Origin of the sequence: Thalassospira lucentensis, from assembly GCF_001613805.1 — a bacterium.
GTDB lineage: Bacteria > Pseudomonadota > Alphaproteobacteria > Rhodospirillales > Thalassospiraceae > Thalassospira > Thalassospira lucentensis_A.
Map to the genome: position 1 here is coordinate 83,958 of NZ_LPVY01000012.1, position 13,885 is coordinate 97,842.

Here is a 13,885-nt window from a genome sequence, read left to right on the forward strand (position 1 = left end):
TGCGTTATCAGACTGACTTGTAATTTCCGTATGGTGGGGGCGTTGCAGGAGTTCTGGTATGTCGTCAAAACCCACCATGCGCGATGTGGCGCGCAAGTCCGGTCTATCCATCGCGACGGTATCGCGCGTGATCAATTACCCCGGCGAGGTTCCGGCGGAGACGGCTGCCATCGTGACCGCAGCGATGCGGTATCTGAATTACCGGCCCAACATCAATGGCCGCCGGTTGAAGATGACCCATACCCGCACGGTGGGCGTTCTGGTGCCGACCCTTGCCAACCCGGTTTTTGCGACATCGGTGCAAGGGATCGAGCAGGAAGCCAATCAAGAAGGGCTTACGGTTCTTCTGACATCCTCGAACTATGATCCCGAGCGCGAGATGGGGGCGGTTTCAGCGCTTTTGAACAATCGCGTCGATGGGTTGATCTTAACCCTTGCCAATGCGGACAACAATCCGGTGGTGGATTTGCTGCTGGCCGAGAAAATTCCGTTCGTGTTGCTGTTTAACCAGCCCGAACGCGCCGACATTGCCGCGATCAGTGTTGATAACGCCAAGTCCGCCTTTGACATCACCAATGCGATGATTGCCAAGGGGCACCGGTCGCTTGTGATGGTGGCGGGCCAGTTTGAAAGTTCGGACCGGTCGCGCCAGCGTTATGACGGATTTTGCCGGGCGCTGGATCAGGCCGGGATTGAGAAAAAGCATCTGGTGCAGGTGCGGTTTGGCGAGACCGATCTGGTGGAGCCATTACGCGATTTGCTGTTGGGGCCGGATGCGGTCACGGGGATTGTCTGTTCGACCGACATGCTGGCGATTGCCGCGATCAGCGCGTGCCGCACGCATGGGTTATCCGTCCCCGGTGATGTTTCGGTTGGCGGTATTGACGGAATTTCGGTGGGTGGGCTGATCACGCCAAAGCTGTGTTCGGCAGTTCAACCCACCCAGGAGATGGGCCGGCAGGCGCTTGCATTCCTGCGCGGCCTGATCAAGGGGCAGACAAACCCGCAGAGTTTGTTGCTGCCTCATCATCTAAGCGACGGGGAATCCATTGGATCAATCCGTGGATCATCCCGACGCCGTTCATCAACCCGAGTATAGGAAGATCAAAAGTGCGTTTCAAACAACTTGTCATGGGTGCGGCGTTTGCTGTTGCGGCTGCGCAGCCCGCCTTCGCCGAAGATGTTGCGATTTGCTATAACTGTCCGCCGGAATGGGCCGATTGGGGCGGGCAGCTTAAAAACATTGCGCACGACCTTAAGATCGATGTGCCGCAGGACAACAAGAATTCCGGTCAGACTTTGTCGCAGCTTCTGGCGGAAAAGGATAATCCGGTTGCCGATGTTGCCTATTACGGGGTTTCGTTTGGCATCAAGGCCAAAGAGGAAGGCGTTGTTGCCGATTACAAACCGGCCAATTTCGACAAGATCCCGGACGGCCTGAAAGACCCGGAAGGCGCGTGGTTTGCCATTCATTCCGGCACGATTGGGCTTTTCGTGAATACCGAAGCCCTTGGCGGTGCGCCGGTTCCGCAAAGCTGGTCGGACCTTCTGAAGCCGGAATACAAGGGCATGGTCGGCTATCTTGACCCGTCAAGCGCGTTTGTCGGTTATGCCGGGGCGGTTGCGATCAACCGGGCGATGGGCGGGTCGCTTGACGATTTCACGCCGGGGATCGAGTTTTTCAAGAAGCTGAAGGAAAACGATCCGATCGTGCCGAAACAGACCGCCTATGCGCGGGTTCTGTCGGGCGAAATTCCGATCCTGATCGATTATGATTTCAATGCGTATCGTGCGAAATACAAGGACGAGGCGAGTGTGGCCTTTGTCATCCCGACCGAGGGTACGGTTGCGGTTCCCTATGTCATGAGCCTGGTTAAAAACGGGCCGCATGCGGACAATGGCAAGAAGGTTCTGGATTATGTGATGTCGGACGCGGGGCAGGCCCATTGGGCCAATGCGTTCCTGCGCCCGGTGATTGCATCGGCGATGTCGCCGGAAGCATCCGAAAAGTTCCTTCCGGCAGCGGAATATGAGCGTTCCCAGCCGGTCGATTACGCCAAGATGGCCGAAGTTCAGGCCGGTTTTGGCGAGCGTTATCTGTCCGAGGTGCGGTAAGTGTCGTCGGTTGAACATATCAAAGAGGGGCGTTCGCGCCCTTCTTTCCCATGGGCTTTGCCATCCTCTTTGTTCGGGCGGGCAACGCCGGGGGCGGGAAGCCCGGCCATTCTGGCATTGTTGATGTTGCCCGGCCTGATCATTGTCGCGGCGTTTTTCATCATTCCGATGGCGCTGGTGGCGATGCGGGTGGCCGATGGCCCCGACGGGCTTGCGACCTATTTCGTGATCCTGACAAATGATCGGTATCTGGCAAGCCTGATCCAGACTCTTGTGATGTCGGCGGGCGTTACGGTGACGGCCCTTGTGCTGTGCGGGATTTGCGGGCTGTTTCTGGTGCGTAACCGGTTTGCCGGGCGCAATGTGATTACGGCCCTTTTGACCCTGCCGCTCTCGTTTCCGGGCACGGTGGTTGGCTTCATGGTGATCATGCTGGCGGGACGGCAGGGCGTGATCGGGTCAATCAGTGATGCGCTTTGGGGCGAGAAGATCGTTTTTGCCTATGAGATCACCGGGTTGTTTGTCGGCTATCTTTATTTTTCGATCCCGCGGGTGATTTTGGCCGTCATGGCATCGGCCGAGAAGCTTGATCCGCAGCTTGAAGAAGCGGCCCGGTCGCTGGGCGCGCCGACATGGCGGGTGGTGAAGGATGTGATCCTGCCCGGTCTTATGCCCGGTCTTGTGTCGTCGGGTGCGATCTGTTTTGCGACCGCGATGGGGGCGTTTGGCACGGCCTTTACGCTGGCGACCGATATCGATGTGCTGCCGATGGTGATCTATACCGAATTTACCCGAAACGCCAATATCGCGGTGGCCGCAGCTCTTAGCATCGCGTTGGGCGCGATGACATGGGCGGTTCTGGCAGCGGTGCGCGTTTTCGTTGGCAATGGTGCGACATCGGGCACCGGTGGGGGAGCGTGATCATGCGGCGTGACTGGAAATTTTACAGCCAGCTTGGCCTGACGATTGTGTTGTGCCTGTTTATCGTGGTGCCGGTGGTAATGTCGGCCCTGGCCGGGGTGACGGTCAATGTGTTCAAGGGGCTATCGTCGGGGCTGACCCTGCGCTGGGTGTTTGAGGTCTGGGACCTTTATGCGCAAAGCATCCTGCTGTCGCTTGGCATTGCGATGGCGTGTCTTGTGGTGACACTGGTCGCCGGTGTGCCGCTGGCCTATGTGCTGGTGCGACGGCCCAGCCGGATGATGCGGCTGTTTGAGGAATTGCTGACGCTGCCCGTGGCCATTCCGGGGTTGGCATTGGCGCTGGCGTTGCTGATTACCTATGGCGGGGTGAGTGGATACAGATCAAGCTGGCTTTTCATCCTGACCGGGCATGTTTTGTTCACCCTGCCATTCATGGTGCGCTCCGTCGCGGCTGTTATGGCGGCGATGGATATGAAGATGCTGGAAGAAGGGGCGGCAAGCCTTGGTGCAGGGTTCTGGCGGCGGTTCTTTGGTGTCATCGTGCCCAATGCCAAGCCGGGTATTCTGGCAGGGGCGCTTATGGTGGTGACGTTATCCATCGGGGAATTCAACCTGACCTGGATGCTGCATACGCCGCTTACCAAGACATTGCCGGTCGGACTTGCCGATGCCTATGCATCGATGCGCCTTGAGATCGGCAGTGCCTATACCCTGATTTTCTTTGTTTTGATCATGCCGTTGCTGATTGCGATGCAGGCACTTGCCGACCGGGGCAAGCGCGCATCCAGACGCATCGATACGGCGGAGGATACGTTATGAGTACGCAGATCAGACTTCGCAATTGTGCGAAAACCTTTGCCGATGGTACGCGCGCCCTGGCGCCCTTTGACCTGACCATCGAGGGCGGGGAAACGATTGTTTTGCTGGGCCCGTCGGGATGCGGCAAGACGACGATTTTGCGCATGATTGCCGGGCTTGAATTCCCCGATGCGGGCGGTGTGATCAGCTTTGACGGGGATGATGTCACCCGCCAGTCGATTGAAAAACGCCGGGTCGGCATGGTGTTTCAGTCCTATGCGCTGTTTCCCAATATGACGGTGGCGGAAAACGTCGCCTATGGGCTTAAGGTGCATGGGGTACCCAGCGCGGAGCGTGATGCACGCGTCGATGCGATGCTGGAAATGATGCATATCGACATGCTGGCGGATCGGCGGATTGATCAGCTTTCGGGCGGGCAGCGCCAGCGGGTGGCATTGGCGCGCGCGATTGCGGTGCAGCCGCGCGTCCTGTTGCTCGACGAGCCATTGACCGCACTGGATGCGAAACTGCGCGTAAGGTTGCGGACCGAGATCAATGCGCTTCTGCGCAAGCTTGGCATTACCGCGGTTTACGTCACCCATGATCAGGAAGAAGCCATGGCGCTGGGGGATCGGATTGTGGTGATGCAAAAGGGCGAGATCGCCCAGATCGGCACCCCGCGCGAGATTTACCGCAAGCCGCAAAACCCGTTTGTTGCCGATTTCGTCGGCGCGGCCAACCGGATGACAGGGCAGATGCGCGACGGGCGATTGCATATTGGTGCCCATGTTTTTGATGCGGTCGATGCGTTTGATCCGCGCCACGGGGCGATTATCGATCAGGGCCCGGTGGAGCTTTATTTCCGGGCGGACGGGCTTTCGCCCTGTGACCTGAGCGAGGCGCATTTTACCGGCCGGGTCGAGGCGGTATCGTATCTGGGCGAACGGTTGCGTCTGACCGTGTCGGGGATCGGCCAGCAGGCGATCACGATGGATACCCATGCTGATGACGTGATTGAAGCCGGGGCCGATGTGCATTGCCGGGTCAATGCCGACCGGCTGACGGTTTTTCCCGCTGTTGCGGCCCAGTCATAAAACAAAAGAAAGAAATCAAAGAAAATGCTGATTGCACAATTGACCGACCTGCATATCGGGGCGGGCCGCAGGCTTGCCTATCGCAAGGTGGATACCGCAGGCGCGCTTGAAAAGGCGGTTGCCCATGTGATGGCAATGGTGCCGCGCCCGGATGTGGTGCTGTTTACCGGCGATATTGGCGACCTTGGTGCGCCGGACGAGTATGCGCTGGTCGCCGAAATGCTGACCAAACTGACGATCCCCTATTTCATGGTGCCGGGGAACCATGATCGGCGTGGTCCGCTTCGTGCGGCTTTCCCCGATGCAACCCCGGTCAAAGGGACGACGGCATTCGTCAATTATGTTGTCGATGATTTTCCGTTGCGCTTGATCGCGCTTGATACGCTTGACGAGGGCAGGCCGGGTGGTGTTCTAGAGGCAGCGCAGCTTGACTGGCTGCGCGATGTGCTTCTGGACGGGACGGGGGGCGATTGCGCGATTTTCATGCATCATCCGCCGATCCGGACCGGTATTGCCCATATGGACGCGCAAAATCTGGGCGAAGGGGCGGAAGAACTCGCCGCAATCGTTTCGGTGCATCGCGACCGGATCAAGGCAATTTTCTGTGGGCATGTGCACCGCCCGATCCATACGATCTGGGCCGGGGTGCCCCTGATGATCGGGCCGTCGGTTGCCCATCAGGTGGCGTTTGATTTACGCGCCGATGGACCGTCGGCCTTTGTCATGGAGCCGCCCGCGATGCATCTGCATGTGTGGGATGCTGCGCAGCACAGCCTTATGACGCATCTGGCCTATCTTGACCGGTATGACGGACCGCATCCGTTTTTCGGACCGGATGGGAAGCTGATTGTTTGAATGCTTGAACCGGGTGGGGCTAAGTTATTTCCCCACCCCGACCTTGATGGCCAGTTTGCGAAGCGGGCCGATGCGGTTGATGGCGGTGAGGCCCGCATAGCGCAGGTCGCGCAGCGTTCTGGGTTCGAACATGGATGCGCGGTTGAGCAGATCAATCCCGCCAACCCGTGCGAGCGTTTTGGGAAGCTGTTTGCGTTCGTAGGATTTGAGCAACGTGGTCGCGCCGATATCGTCGCCCTTGAGCTTGGCCTTTGCCATCAGGTCGGCCAGGGTTTCGATGTCATGGAGGCTCATGTTAAGCCCCTGTGCGCCAATCGGCGGGACGACGTGGGCGGCTTCGGCCACCAGGGCCAAACGGGCCGAAATCAGGCGTGACGGGACCTGTGAGATCATCGGCCAGATCGCGCGCGGGCTTGCGACCGTAAGCGGGCCGAACATCGACATGGTGTCGTGGGTGATTTCAGCCGAAAGGGTGGCGTCATCCATGTTGTAAAGCTGTCGGGCGCGGTCGGCGGGGGTCATCCAGACGACGGATGAGCAGGGCTTGCCATCAAGATCAGGCATGGGAACCAAGGTCAGCGGCCCGCCGGTGCGGTGGATTTCGGTCGAGATATTGTCATGCGGTTTGTCGTGGGTGACGACAAAGACCAGCGCACTTTGATCATAGGCCCAGCGGCGATGCTTGATTCCGGCAAACTCGCGAAGCGATGAATTGCGGCCATCCGCCGCCACGACCAGCTTGGCACGCACGGTTTCGCCGCCGGATAATGTTGCCTCGCCATAGCGGGCAGTGCCCATAAAGCCGGTGACGGTGGTGGAAAAGCGGAAATCGACATTGGGCAGCGTTTCAAGTTTCGCCATCAGCGAAACACGCGCGGCCTTGTTCGAGACGTTCCAGCCAAAGAAGCCCTGATTGGTTTCGGCCCCGTCAAAATCGGCGGTTTCGCGCGGGGTCATTTCATTGCCCCCGGCATCGACGATGCGCATGACGCGAAGTTCGGCACCCGTCGGTTTGATCGCGTCCCAGACACCGGCCTTTTTCAGGGTTTCGATGCCCGGTTGCAGGAAGGCGGTGGTGCGCAGATCGGTTCCTTCGCCAATGTCGGCGGGGGCGGGATCTACGATCATGATCCTGTGCCCGTCGGCGGCAAAGCGGGCCGCCGCACTCATGCCGGCGATGCCGCCGCCTGCAATCAGAATATCGGTTTCGATCATGTCTTTATCCCTGTTTTATTCGGGCTTCAAATCCGGGCGCAGTGTCGCATGTTGGTGTACGGGCTGCAATGCGCCCGCAATGTGCCTTGAGGTGAGATTATACGCAATGGCTTTGGCGGGTGGTTTGATGCAGATCGGGGCAGGACGAAAATTATCGCGACGGATGGCTTGCCCCGCACGGCGGTTTTGGCCATTTTGGGCGCACAAAATCTTTGACCGTGAAAGGGTTGGTTATGCTGGCATGGGTTTATCTGTTGGGTGCGATCTGCCTTGAAGTGGTCGGGACGGTGTCGCTTAAACTGTCGAACGGGTTTACCGACTGGCGGTTTGCGGTTCTGACCCTGTCGCTTTATGGCGTCAGTTTCTGGGTGCTTTCGCTCACCCTTCGCACCCTGCCGGTCAGCACCGCCTATGCGGTGTGGTCGGGCCTTGGCACGGCGGCGGTCGCGGTGATTGGCGTGATGTTTTTCAAGGAACCGATGAGCGCGTTCAAGGCGGTATTCCTTTTGATGATCATTGCTGGTGTGATCGGGCTTAATGCGGTGGGCGGCAAGCATTAGGATTGCACATCATGAGGCGACGGGCAGGGGTGCCGTTACCTCGACACAGCTTTGAAGATCGCGCGTGATATCGTTGTGGCGAGGTTGCCAGCCGAGTTCGCGGATCGCCTTTTGACTGGTCATGCGGTGGCTATGCGCCAGACCCCGCGCCCATTCGCCATATTCGCGGGCGATGTCATCGGGGCTGATATGCACGACCCCACAATCAGTCCGGCCAAAGGTCCGCGCGATCTGGCGGGCAAGATCGCCGGTTGCGATGCCTTCGATGCCAACCCCGATATAGCTTTGGCCGCGTTCGCCGTTTTCAAGCACCAGCCGGTACAGTTCGGCAAGATCATCGGCATGGATCAGCGGCCAGATGACCGAACCATCGCCGACAATCCGGACGCGGTTTTCATCGCGCGCCACGCGTGCCATGTCATGAAGCGCCCCGCCCGGCAGGGGCGGGCGTGTTCGAGACGGCGGATCGGTGCGGTAAACCGTGGCCGGATGGATCACCATGCCATGCAGGGCCGGATCGGACAGGATTTTGGTGAGCCCCGCGATCATCCATTCAAAGCCCGGCTGCGGGGCAAAGGGCGCGGTTTCATCATGGATGTGATCACCCGATTTGCTTGACGGGTAAAGCCAGCTTCCGCCGGTATAGATGAAGCGTGGCAGGGCGGGGGCCTTTGGCCCGGACTGGCGATGCAGGGTACGGAGCAGTTCGATCAGCATCCCGGCATCAACCCCGCCCATATCAGCCGAAAAATCACATGCGGCATGAATGACGGCATCGACGACGGGCAGTTTATCGCACCATGGGCCGGGATTGTGGATATCGCCCCGGATCGGCCATGCGCCCATGACGGCAAGATTGGCGACACTGTTTTCGCTTCGTGCCAGCGCAAAAACATGATGCCCGGCCGAAACCAGATTGCGCACGATTGCCGCCCCGATCAGGCCGCTTCCACCCAGAATAAAAACACGCATCGCCATTCTCCTGAATTCGTGATGCGTTCGTTCATAGAACCTCAAGTAAGGGTAAGGTCAAGTGGGAATTTTTAGGGAAAAATAGTTTGCCAAAAGGAGAACTGTTGGTTATGGTTCGCCAAATGGAAAACTATCAATCATCCCTTGATGCGGCCTTTCATGCGCTTGCCGATCCGACACGCAGGGCGGTGCTGAGCCGACTGACGCAAGGACCGGCATCGGTCAAGGAACTGGCGGAACCCTTTGACATGGGTTTGCCGTCTTTCATGAAGCATCTGCATGTTCTGGAAAGTGATGGCCTGATCCGTTCGGAAAAAGTCGGGCGTGTGCGCACGTGCCGGATCAATGCCGAGAGACTGGCCGCGGCCGAAGCATGGCTTTCAGAACAGCGGAGACATTGGCAGGCGCAGGCCGATCGCCTTGCCGATTATGTCGAAATCCAAATGATCGGGAGATCCGAAGATGGCAGTTAATCAGTCCGAACTGACGGTCGAGCGTTTCATCAAGGCATCGCCAGCAGCCGTCTGGAAAGCATGGAGCACGCCGGAGCATCTTGAAAAATGGTGGATACCGGCCCCGATGGAATGCAGGGTGATCAAGCTGAACCTGCGGGCCGGGGGCGGGTTCGAGACGCAGATGCGCCAGGGGGACGAAGATTTTCAGCCCCATGTCGAAGGCTGTTTTCTGGAAGCGGTTCCCGAAAGCCGGCTTGTCTGGACGACGGTCCTGCGCGAGGGATGGCGCCCCATCGAGCCGTGGCTGGCATTGACCGCGATCATCACCTTCACGCCAGAAGGCAACGGAACACGGTACCGGGCGCATGTGCTGCACCGAAATACCGAAGATTCCCTGAAACATCAGGAAATGGGATTCTTTGATGGCTGGGGAGCCGTGATTGAACAGTTGGCAAAAACTGTCGAGTAACGAAAAAGCCGGGCATGTGCCCGGCTTAATTTTGGTCCGAAGCCACGATCCACAAAGCAGCATGGGATATGGATTCCCGCTTTCGCGGGAATGACGGTTTTGGGCAGGGCGCTTTCCATCCGTTCGTCACTCCCGCGCAGGCGGGAGTTCATGGGGCTGCGGGTTCTGTCGCGGGGTTTGAGGTTGTGGCACAACTGACTGGATTCCCGCTTTCGCGGGAATGACGATTGTGGTTTGGCGGATGGATCGGGTCGTTATGCGACTTCGAAGATGCCGTCGATTTCGACTGCAACGCCGAGCGGCAGGGACGCGACACCAACCGCAGAGCGGGCATGTTTGCCGGCATCGCCGAAAACTTCGACCATGGTGTCGGATGCGCCGTTGACGACCTTGGGCTGATCGGTGAAGGCGGGGTCGGAATTGACAAACGCGTTCAGTTTGACGACGCGTTTGACGTTATCAAGATCGCCAATCGCGGCCCGGACCTGTGCGATCAGGTTGAGGGCGCAAAGCCGGGCGGCTTTCTGGCCGTCTTCGACCTGATAATCGCGGCCAAGTTTGCCGATGAATTTCAGTTCGCCGTTTTCCATGGTGATCTGACCCGAGACATGCACAAGATTGCCGGAACGGACATAGGGCACGTAATTGGCAACCGGGGCGTTTGCCTGGGGCAGGGTGATGCCGAGTTCGGCAAGGCGGGCGTCGATTTTTCCGGCCATGGATTTGATCCTCGTGATTTGGTGTGGCGAAAACGGTTCCAACTTATCGGCGTTGGCGCGCAAACAAAACCATTTCTTTTGTGTGAAATGGCGTGGCCCGACGTGCCGGGGTGGCCGCCTTTCATAAGCAACGCTGATCGATTGATGAGAAATTTGGATTTGTCATGGATCGCAATCCGTCGCACAAGAAAGCCAAGCCCGAAACGGGTGGCATAAAATAATCAGGGGACGCGGACGAAATGGGATCAGGACGGTTTAAAATTGCCGATTTGCACGGTGCGTGGCTTGTGCTGATCGGGGTTCTGATCATCAGTCCCGATGCGCTTCTGGTCAGGCTGGTCAAGGCCGATGATATGACGACCGCGTTCTGGCGGTTGCTGATCCTTGGGTCCACACTTGCCCTGATCGCATTCTGGCGCGGGGTGCGTCGCCGTCAGTCATTGCGCCATGCCATGATGCCGACCCGCGATGAAATGCTGGCCGGGCTGTTTTATGGCGGCACAAGTGCGTGTTTCATCCTGTCGATCCGCAATACCGATGCGGCCAATACATTGGTGATCATTGCCGCCACCCCGTTGTTATCGGCCCTGATTGCGGTGTTTGTGTTCAAGCGCGTTCTGGCAGCCCGGACATGGATTGCATCACTTGTGGTGTTTGTCTCGCTTGCGGCGATTGTCGGGGCCGGGTTTGGCGGGGCCAATACGCTTGGTGATATCCTTGCCCTTGGCACGGCGATCTGCATGGCGTGTTATTTCAACGTGGTCGGCACGCGCATTCATATTGATGCGGTGCGCGCGATGATGGTCGGTGCGTTTCTGGCGACGCTGATCATGGTGCCAAGTGCCAGCCCGATGGCCCTTCAGCCGCTTGATCCGGTGTGGCTGATCCTGCTGGGCTGTGTGGTGTTGCCGCTGTCGTTTCTGTTCATTACTGCCGGGGCCAAGAAAATTCCGGCGGCCGAGGCGGGCCTGATCATGCTGAACGAGGCGATTTTCGGATCGCTTCTGGTGTGGCTGGTGGTTGACGAGGTGCCAAGCAGCACGACATTGATTTGTGGATCAATCGTGATCGCGACACTGGCGATACATAGCTATCTGGGGCTTCGGAACAGCCGCAGGCTCCGCGCGGCAGAGGCGCGTTAGGGCAGCAGTCTGCACAGCAGGCAATTGACAGCAGTTGGTATCAGGGTTAATTGAGTTTACTCAGTGAGTGTGCTCAATTAAATAAGGGATGTCTTATGCAGACCGGTGTGAACAGTCGGGCGGCCAAGCGCGAACAGACGCGCGAAAACATCCTTGAAGCCGCGCGGCAATGCTTTTGCGAGACCGGGTTTGACAAGACATCGACCCGGATGATTGCCGAGCGGGCCGGTGTGGCCGAGGGCACGATTTTCAGCCATTTCGAGACCAAGGAACAATTGCTGATCAGCTGTGTGGGCGAGCAGATGGCGGCAACGATCGCGCAGGCGCTTCATACCATGGACCCGGAATGGTGTTTTGTGGACAAGCTGATGCATATCGCAGCGCACCGCTTTGCCCAGATCGCGCTAAGACCCGGCATGTGGCAGGTTCTTTTGCAGCAGATGGTGTTTTCCCCGCGCAAGGGGGCGGTGCATGATCTGATGCGCACTAGTGGGTTGATTGCCGCGATCCGCGCCCTTGTCGAGGACGCGCAGCTTGACGGTGAAATCAATCCGAACCTTGATCCCGACCAGATTTACAAAACCATGATGGCGCTGTTCCTGTTTACCGTGCACGAGCATGTCAGCGCGCAGAATTTCGATTGCGAGGATATGTGCGCAACCCTTCGCGAGATGCTTGAGGTCCAGGTGCGCGGCATCTGGATGCGTCGGCCGGAAATGGCGGCGTAAGGCGGCAAGCCGGGCTTATTCCCAAATTATTCCCCGAGCAGATGCAGGATGATCTGGCGGCGGTGCGGGGCGTGGCGGTGTTCAAACAGATAGATGCCCTGCCAGGTGCCGAGAACCGCCCGACCGTTTGTGACCGGGATGGTGAGTGACACATCGGTCAGCGCAGCCCGGATGTGGGCGGGCATATCGTCGGGGCCTTCGGCGGTGTGGCGATAGAGGCTCGGGTTTTCTTCGACCAGTCTTGCAAAGAAGGTTTCAAGATCCAGAACCACATCGGGATCGGCATTTTCCTGTATCGTCAGGCTGGCCGAGGTATGGCGGCAATAGATTGTCACCTGACCGGTTTTGATGCCGGTTTGAAGGGTCCATGACTGGACCTGATCGGTGATTTCAACAAGGCCCTGTCCGGTGGTGCTGATTTCAAGCGTGGTCTGGTCTTGCGTAAGCATGGCATCCCGCTTTGTTTCGGGCGGCCAGAATGATCGGTGTGATCAGGCCGCCGCAATGGCGCTTTGGGGATCGTAAAAGCGCAGGGCCGTCATGGCAAGGTTGCCGAATTCAAAACTGTCATGCAGAGTTTCGGGCACGAAGTCATCACCCGCCGCCCCCACCGCAGCCCCAAGGGCAACATAAAACGGCATCAGGTGATCGTCTTCGGGGTGCGCCATGGCAGCGTGCGGGGCCTGTGCGCGGTAATCGAGCAGGGCTTCGATATCGTGACTGCCCAGTTTGCCAAGCATCCAGTTGGTAAATTCCTGCGCCCATGGATCAATCGGGCCCTCGTTACGGTCAAGGGCGCGCAGATTATGGGTCATCGCCCCGCTGCCAATCACCAGAACACCCAGATCACGCAAACCGCGCAGCTTTTTACCCAGTTCATAATGATCCGCCGGGCTGCCATGGCCCAGCATGGAGAGCTGAAACACCGGGATATCGCCGCCGGGGCGCGCAATGATCAACGGCATCCATGCGCCGTGATCAAGACCGCGTGCGGCATCGGTTTCTGCCGCGATCAGACCGGCGATTTCGGATGCCAGTGCGGGATCGCCCGCCACATCGTAATGCAGATCATAAAGCGGTTTGGGGAAGCCGTAAAAATCGTGGATGGTTTCCGGGCGGGGCGCGGTCGAGATGGTCGGTGTCGCGGTCTGCCAATGGGCCGAGACGATCAGAATGGCGCGTGCGCCATCGAACAGATCACCAAGATCGCGGGCAAAGAAATCAAAGGCCGGGGTGCTTTGGCGCGCAACCAGCATCGGCGATCCGTGCGAGATGAAGATCGGCGCGAGATTGCCCTGCGGGGCGGCAGAAACGGAGCTGGAAACAGAGGCGGCAACGGGACTGGTCATGGTGGGGCACCTCGACATTCACAAAACATGAATTGCGAATATGTGCCTGTTTGGGCCACCTGACCAGTCACCGTTCGTCAACAGTGTGTTGCCATTGCACGCGAAAGGGTGATTTGCGGAAACAATGGCAACAGGAAGACCGGGATGATTAGCGGGCCTTGGCGCCAAACATCATCATGACAAAGCCACCAATGGCAGCCGCAGCACCACCAATCAGATACCAGACGGTTTCGTCGGTATAGCGGCCAAGGAAGGTTTCGGACAACTGATCGGCCGCACTTTCAGACGCGTTAAAGCCAACAACCAAAAGCGCGATGCCGATGATACAGATGACGATTCCTGCGATACGACTGATAGGCATGGGGGCTCCTGTTATTCTTGTTTGCGTTTGCTCGTGTCCCGAAAGCGGGACGTGTGTAACAGAGATCACAACGCGGCTTTGGCGAAGTTGTTCCCGCGGGTAAATAATTGATCTGGCTGGATGTATGGTG

Annotated in this window: 17 protein-coding genes; 11 read left to right on the plus strand and 6 right to left on the minus strand. The window is 58.3% G+C overall.

The features are described from left to right. The first annotated feature begins 58 nt into the window (after positions 1 to 58). From AUP42_RS11375 to AUP42_RS11400, 6 genes are read left to right on the plus strand one after another with little or no spacing between them, the layout of a single operon-like run. Entirely contained in the window at positions 59 to 1,099 is a 1,041-nt protein-coding gene (locus AUP42_RS11375) for a LacI family DNA-binding transcriptional regulator (protein ID WP_062951738.1), read from the plus strand. A gap of 11 nt (positions 1,100 to 1,110) precedes the next feature. Beyond that, positions 1,111 to 2,115: an ABC transporter substrate-binding protein gene (locus AUP42_RS11380; protein WP_156484605.1), complete on the plus strand. Its 1,005-nt coding sequence runs from the start codon at positions 1,111 to 1,113 to the stop codon at positions 2,113 to 2,115. Then, the gene (locus tag AUP42_RS11385) at positions 2,116 to 3,036 is read left to right on the plus strand and encodes an ABC transporter permease (protein ID WP_197468275.1); all 921 of its coding nucleotides are present in this window, start codon (positions 2,116 to 2,118) and stop codon (positions 3,034 to 3,036) included. Positions 3,037 to 3,038: 2 nt separating this feature from the next. Beyond that, the gene (locus tag AUP42_RS11390; RefSeq protein ID WP_062951740.1) at positions 3,039 to 3,857 is read left to right on the plus strand and encodes an ABC transporter permease; all 819 of its coding nucleotides are present in this window, start codon (positions 3,039 to 3,041) and stop codon (positions 3,855 to 3,857) included. Then, a complete protein-coding gene (locus tag AUP42_RS11395) occupies positions 3,854 to 4,930 on the plus strand; it encodes an ABC transporter ATP-binding protein (protein WP_062951741.1) in 1,077 nt (358 codons plus the stop codon). The genes AUP42_RS11390 and AUP42_RS11395 overlap by 4 nt, the downstream gene beginning before the upstream one ends. 24 nt (positions 4,931 to 4,954) lie before the next feature. Then, on the plus strand, positions 4,955 to 5,785 hold the full coding sequence (locus AUP42_RS11400) for a phosphodiesterase (protein WP_062951742.1): 831 nt from the start codon (positions 4,955 to 4,957) through the stop codon (positions 5,783 to 5,785). Between the two features lie 24 nt (positions 5,786 to 5,809). Here the strand turns inward: AUP42_RS11400 and AUP42_RS11405 are convergent, their stop codons facing one another. After that, the gene (locus AUP42_RS11405) at positions 5,810 to 7,000 is read right to left on the minus strand and encodes an FAD-dependent oxidoreductase (RefSeq protein WP_062951743.1); all 1,191 of its coding nucleotides are present in this window, start codon (positions 6,998 to 7,000) and stop codon (positions 5,810 to 5,812) included. A gap of 233 nt (positions 7,001 to 7,233) precedes the next feature. On the opposite strand from AUP42_RS11405, the gene AUP42_RS11410 reads away from it, so the two are divergent. Further along, positions 7,234 to 7,560 (plus strand): DMT family transporter, encoded by a 327-nt coding sequence (locus AUP42_RS11410; RefSeq protein WP_062951744.1) that lies wholly within the window; start codon positions 7,234 to 7,236, stop codon positions 7,558 to 7,560. A 9-nt stretch (positions 7,561 to 7,569) separates the two neighbouring features. Here the strand turns inward: AUP42_RS11410 and AUP42_RS11415 are convergent, their stop codons facing one another. Beyond that, entirely contained in the window at positions 7,570 to 8,532 is a 963-nt protein-coding gene (locus AUP42_RS11415) for an NAD-dependent epimerase/dehydratase family protein (protein WP_062951745.1), read from the minus strand. A gap of 110 nt (positions 8,533 to 8,642) precedes the next feature. Between AUP42_RS11415 and AUP42_RS11420 the strand changes: the two genes are divergently transcribed. After that, positions 8,643 to 9,005 carry an ArsR/SmtB family transcription factor gene (locus AUP42_RS11420; RefSeq protein ID WP_231858248.1) on the plus strand — a complete coding sequence of 121 codons (363 nt, stop codon included), beginning with the start codon at positions 8,643 to 8,645 and terminating at the stop codon, positions 9,003 to 9,005. Continuing rightward, the gene (locus tag AUP42_RS11425) at positions 8,995 to 9,456 is read left to right on the plus strand and encodes an SRPBCC family protein (protein WP_062951746.1); all 462 of its coding nucleotides are present in this window, start codon (positions 8,995 to 8,997) and stop codon (positions 9,454 to 9,456) included. The genes AUP42_RS11420 and AUP42_RS11425 overlap by 11 nt, the downstream gene beginning before the upstream one ends. A gap of 254 nt (positions 9,457 to 9,710) precedes the next feature. Here AUP42_RS11425 and AUP42_RS11430 read toward each other — a convergent pair whose 3' ends face one another. Then, positions 9,711 to 10,175, minus strand: coding sequence for a RidA family protein (locus AUP42_RS11430; protein WP_037987824.1), 465 nt, complete (start codon positions 10,173 to 10,175; stop codon positions 9,711 to 9,713). Positions 10,176 to 10,414: 239 nt separating this feature from the next. Here AUP42_RS11430 and AUP42_RS11435 point away from each other — a divergent pair, with 239 nt between their 5' ends. Beyond that, entirely contained in the window at positions 10,415 to 11,317 is a 903-nt protein-coding gene (locus AUP42_RS11435; RefSeq protein ID WP_062951747.1) for a DMT family transporter, read from the plus strand. Between the two features lie 95 nt (positions 11,318 to 11,412). Continuing rightward, complete coding sequence (locus AUP42_RS11440) at positions 11,413 to 12,045, plus strand: TetR/AcrR family transcriptional regulator (protein ID WP_062951748.1); 633 nt, start codon at positions 11,413 to 11,415, stop codon at positions 12,043 to 12,045. A gap of 26 nt (positions 12,046 to 12,071) precedes the next feature. On the opposite strand, the gene AUP42_RS11445 is transcribed toward AUP42_RS11440, so the two are convergent. From AUP42_RS11445 to AUP42_RS11455, 3 genes are all read right to left on the minus strand, one after another. Beyond that, the gene (locus AUP42_RS11445; RefSeq protein WP_062951749.1) at positions 12,072 to 12,494 is read right to left on the minus strand and encodes a secondary thiamine-phosphate synthase enzyme YjbQ; all 423 of its coding nucleotides are present in this window, start codon (positions 12,492 to 12,494) and stop codon (positions 12,072 to 12,074) included. A 42-nt stretch (positions 12,495 to 12,536) separates the two neighbouring features. Further along, positions 12,537 to 13,394: a DODA-type extradiol aromatic ring-opening family dioxygenase gene (locus AUP42_RS11450; protein WP_062951750.1), complete on the minus strand. Its 858-nt coding sequence runs from the start codon at positions 13,392 to 13,394 to the stop codon at positions 12,537 to 12,539. Positions 13,395 to 13,542: 148 nt separating this feature from the next. After that, positions 13,543 to 13,755, minus strand: a complete 213-nt coding sequence (locus AUP42_RS11455; RefSeq protein WP_062951751.1) for a DUF3185 family protein — start codon at positions 13,753 to 13,755, stop codon at positions 13,543 to 13,545. Positions 13,756 to 13,885: the final 130 nt, after the last annotated feature.

What these genes read in the sequence shown, in the direction of transcription:
- AUP42_RS11375 (WP_062951738.1), top strand. Translation starts at nt 59, where the DNA reads ATGTCGTCAAAACCCACCATGCGCGATGTGGCGCGCAAGTCCGGTCTA.
- AUP42_RS11390 (WP_062951740.1), top strand. Translation starts at nt 3,039, where the DNA reads ATGCGGCGTGACTGGAAATTTTACAGCCAGCTTGGCCTGACGATTGTG.
- AUP42_RS11395 (WP_062951741.1), top strand. Translation starts at nt 3,854, where the DNA reads ATGAGTACGCAGATCAGACTTCGCAATTGTGCGAAAACCTTTGCCGAT.
- AUP42_RS11400 (WP_062951742.1), top strand. Translation starts at nt 4,955, where the DNA reads ATGCTGATTGCACAATTGACCGACCTGCATATCGGGGCGGGCCGCAGG.
- AUP42_RS11405 (WP_062951743.1), bottom strand. Translation starts at nt 7,000, where the DNA reads ATGATCGAAACCGATATTCTGATTGCAGGCGGCGGCATCGCCGGCATG.
- AUP42_RS11410 (WP_062951744.1), top strand. Translation starts at nt 7,234, where the DNA reads ATGCTGGCATGGGTTTATCTGTTGGGTGCGATCTGCCTTGAAGTGGTC.
- AUP42_RS11415 (WP_062951745.1), bottom strand. Translation starts at nt 8,532, where the DNA reads ATGCGTGTTTTTATTCTGGGTGGAAGCGGCCTGATCGGGGCGGCAATC.
- AUP42_RS11420 (WP_231858248.1), top strand. Translation starts at nt 8,643, where the DNA reads ATGGTTCGCCAAATGGAAAACTATCAATCATCCCTTGATGCGGCCTTT.
- AUP42_RS11425 (WP_062951746.1), top strand. Translation starts at nt 8,995, where the DNA reads ATGGCAGTTAATCAGTCCGAACTGACGGTCGAGCGTTTCATCAAGGCA.
- AUP42_RS11430 (WP_037987824.1), bottom strand. Translation starts at nt 10,175, where the DNA reads ATGGCCGGAAAAATCGACGCCCGCCTTGCCGAACTCGGCATCACCCTG.
- AUP42_RS11435 (WP_062951747.1), top strand. Translation starts at nt 10,415, where the DNA reads ATGGGATCAGGACGGTTTAAAATTGCCGATTTGCACGGTGCGTGGCTT.
- AUP42_RS11440 (WP_062951748.1), top strand. Translation starts at nt 11,413, where the DNA reads ATGCAGACCGGTGTGAACAGTCGGGCGGCCAAGCGCGAACAGACGCGC.
- AUP42_RS11445 (WP_062951749.1), bottom strand. Translation starts at nt 12,494, where the DNA reads ATGCTTACGCAAGACCAGACCACGCTTGAAATCAGCACCACCGGACAG.
- AUP42_RS11450 (WP_062951750.1), bottom strand. Translation starts at nt 13,394, where the DNA reads ATGACCAGTCCCGTTGCCGCCTCTGTTTCCAGCTCCGTTTCTGCCGCC.
- AUP42_RS11455 (WP_062951751.1), bottom strand. Translation starts at nt 13,755, where the DNA reads ATGCCTATCAGTCGTATCGCAGGAATCGTCATCTGTATCATCGGCATC.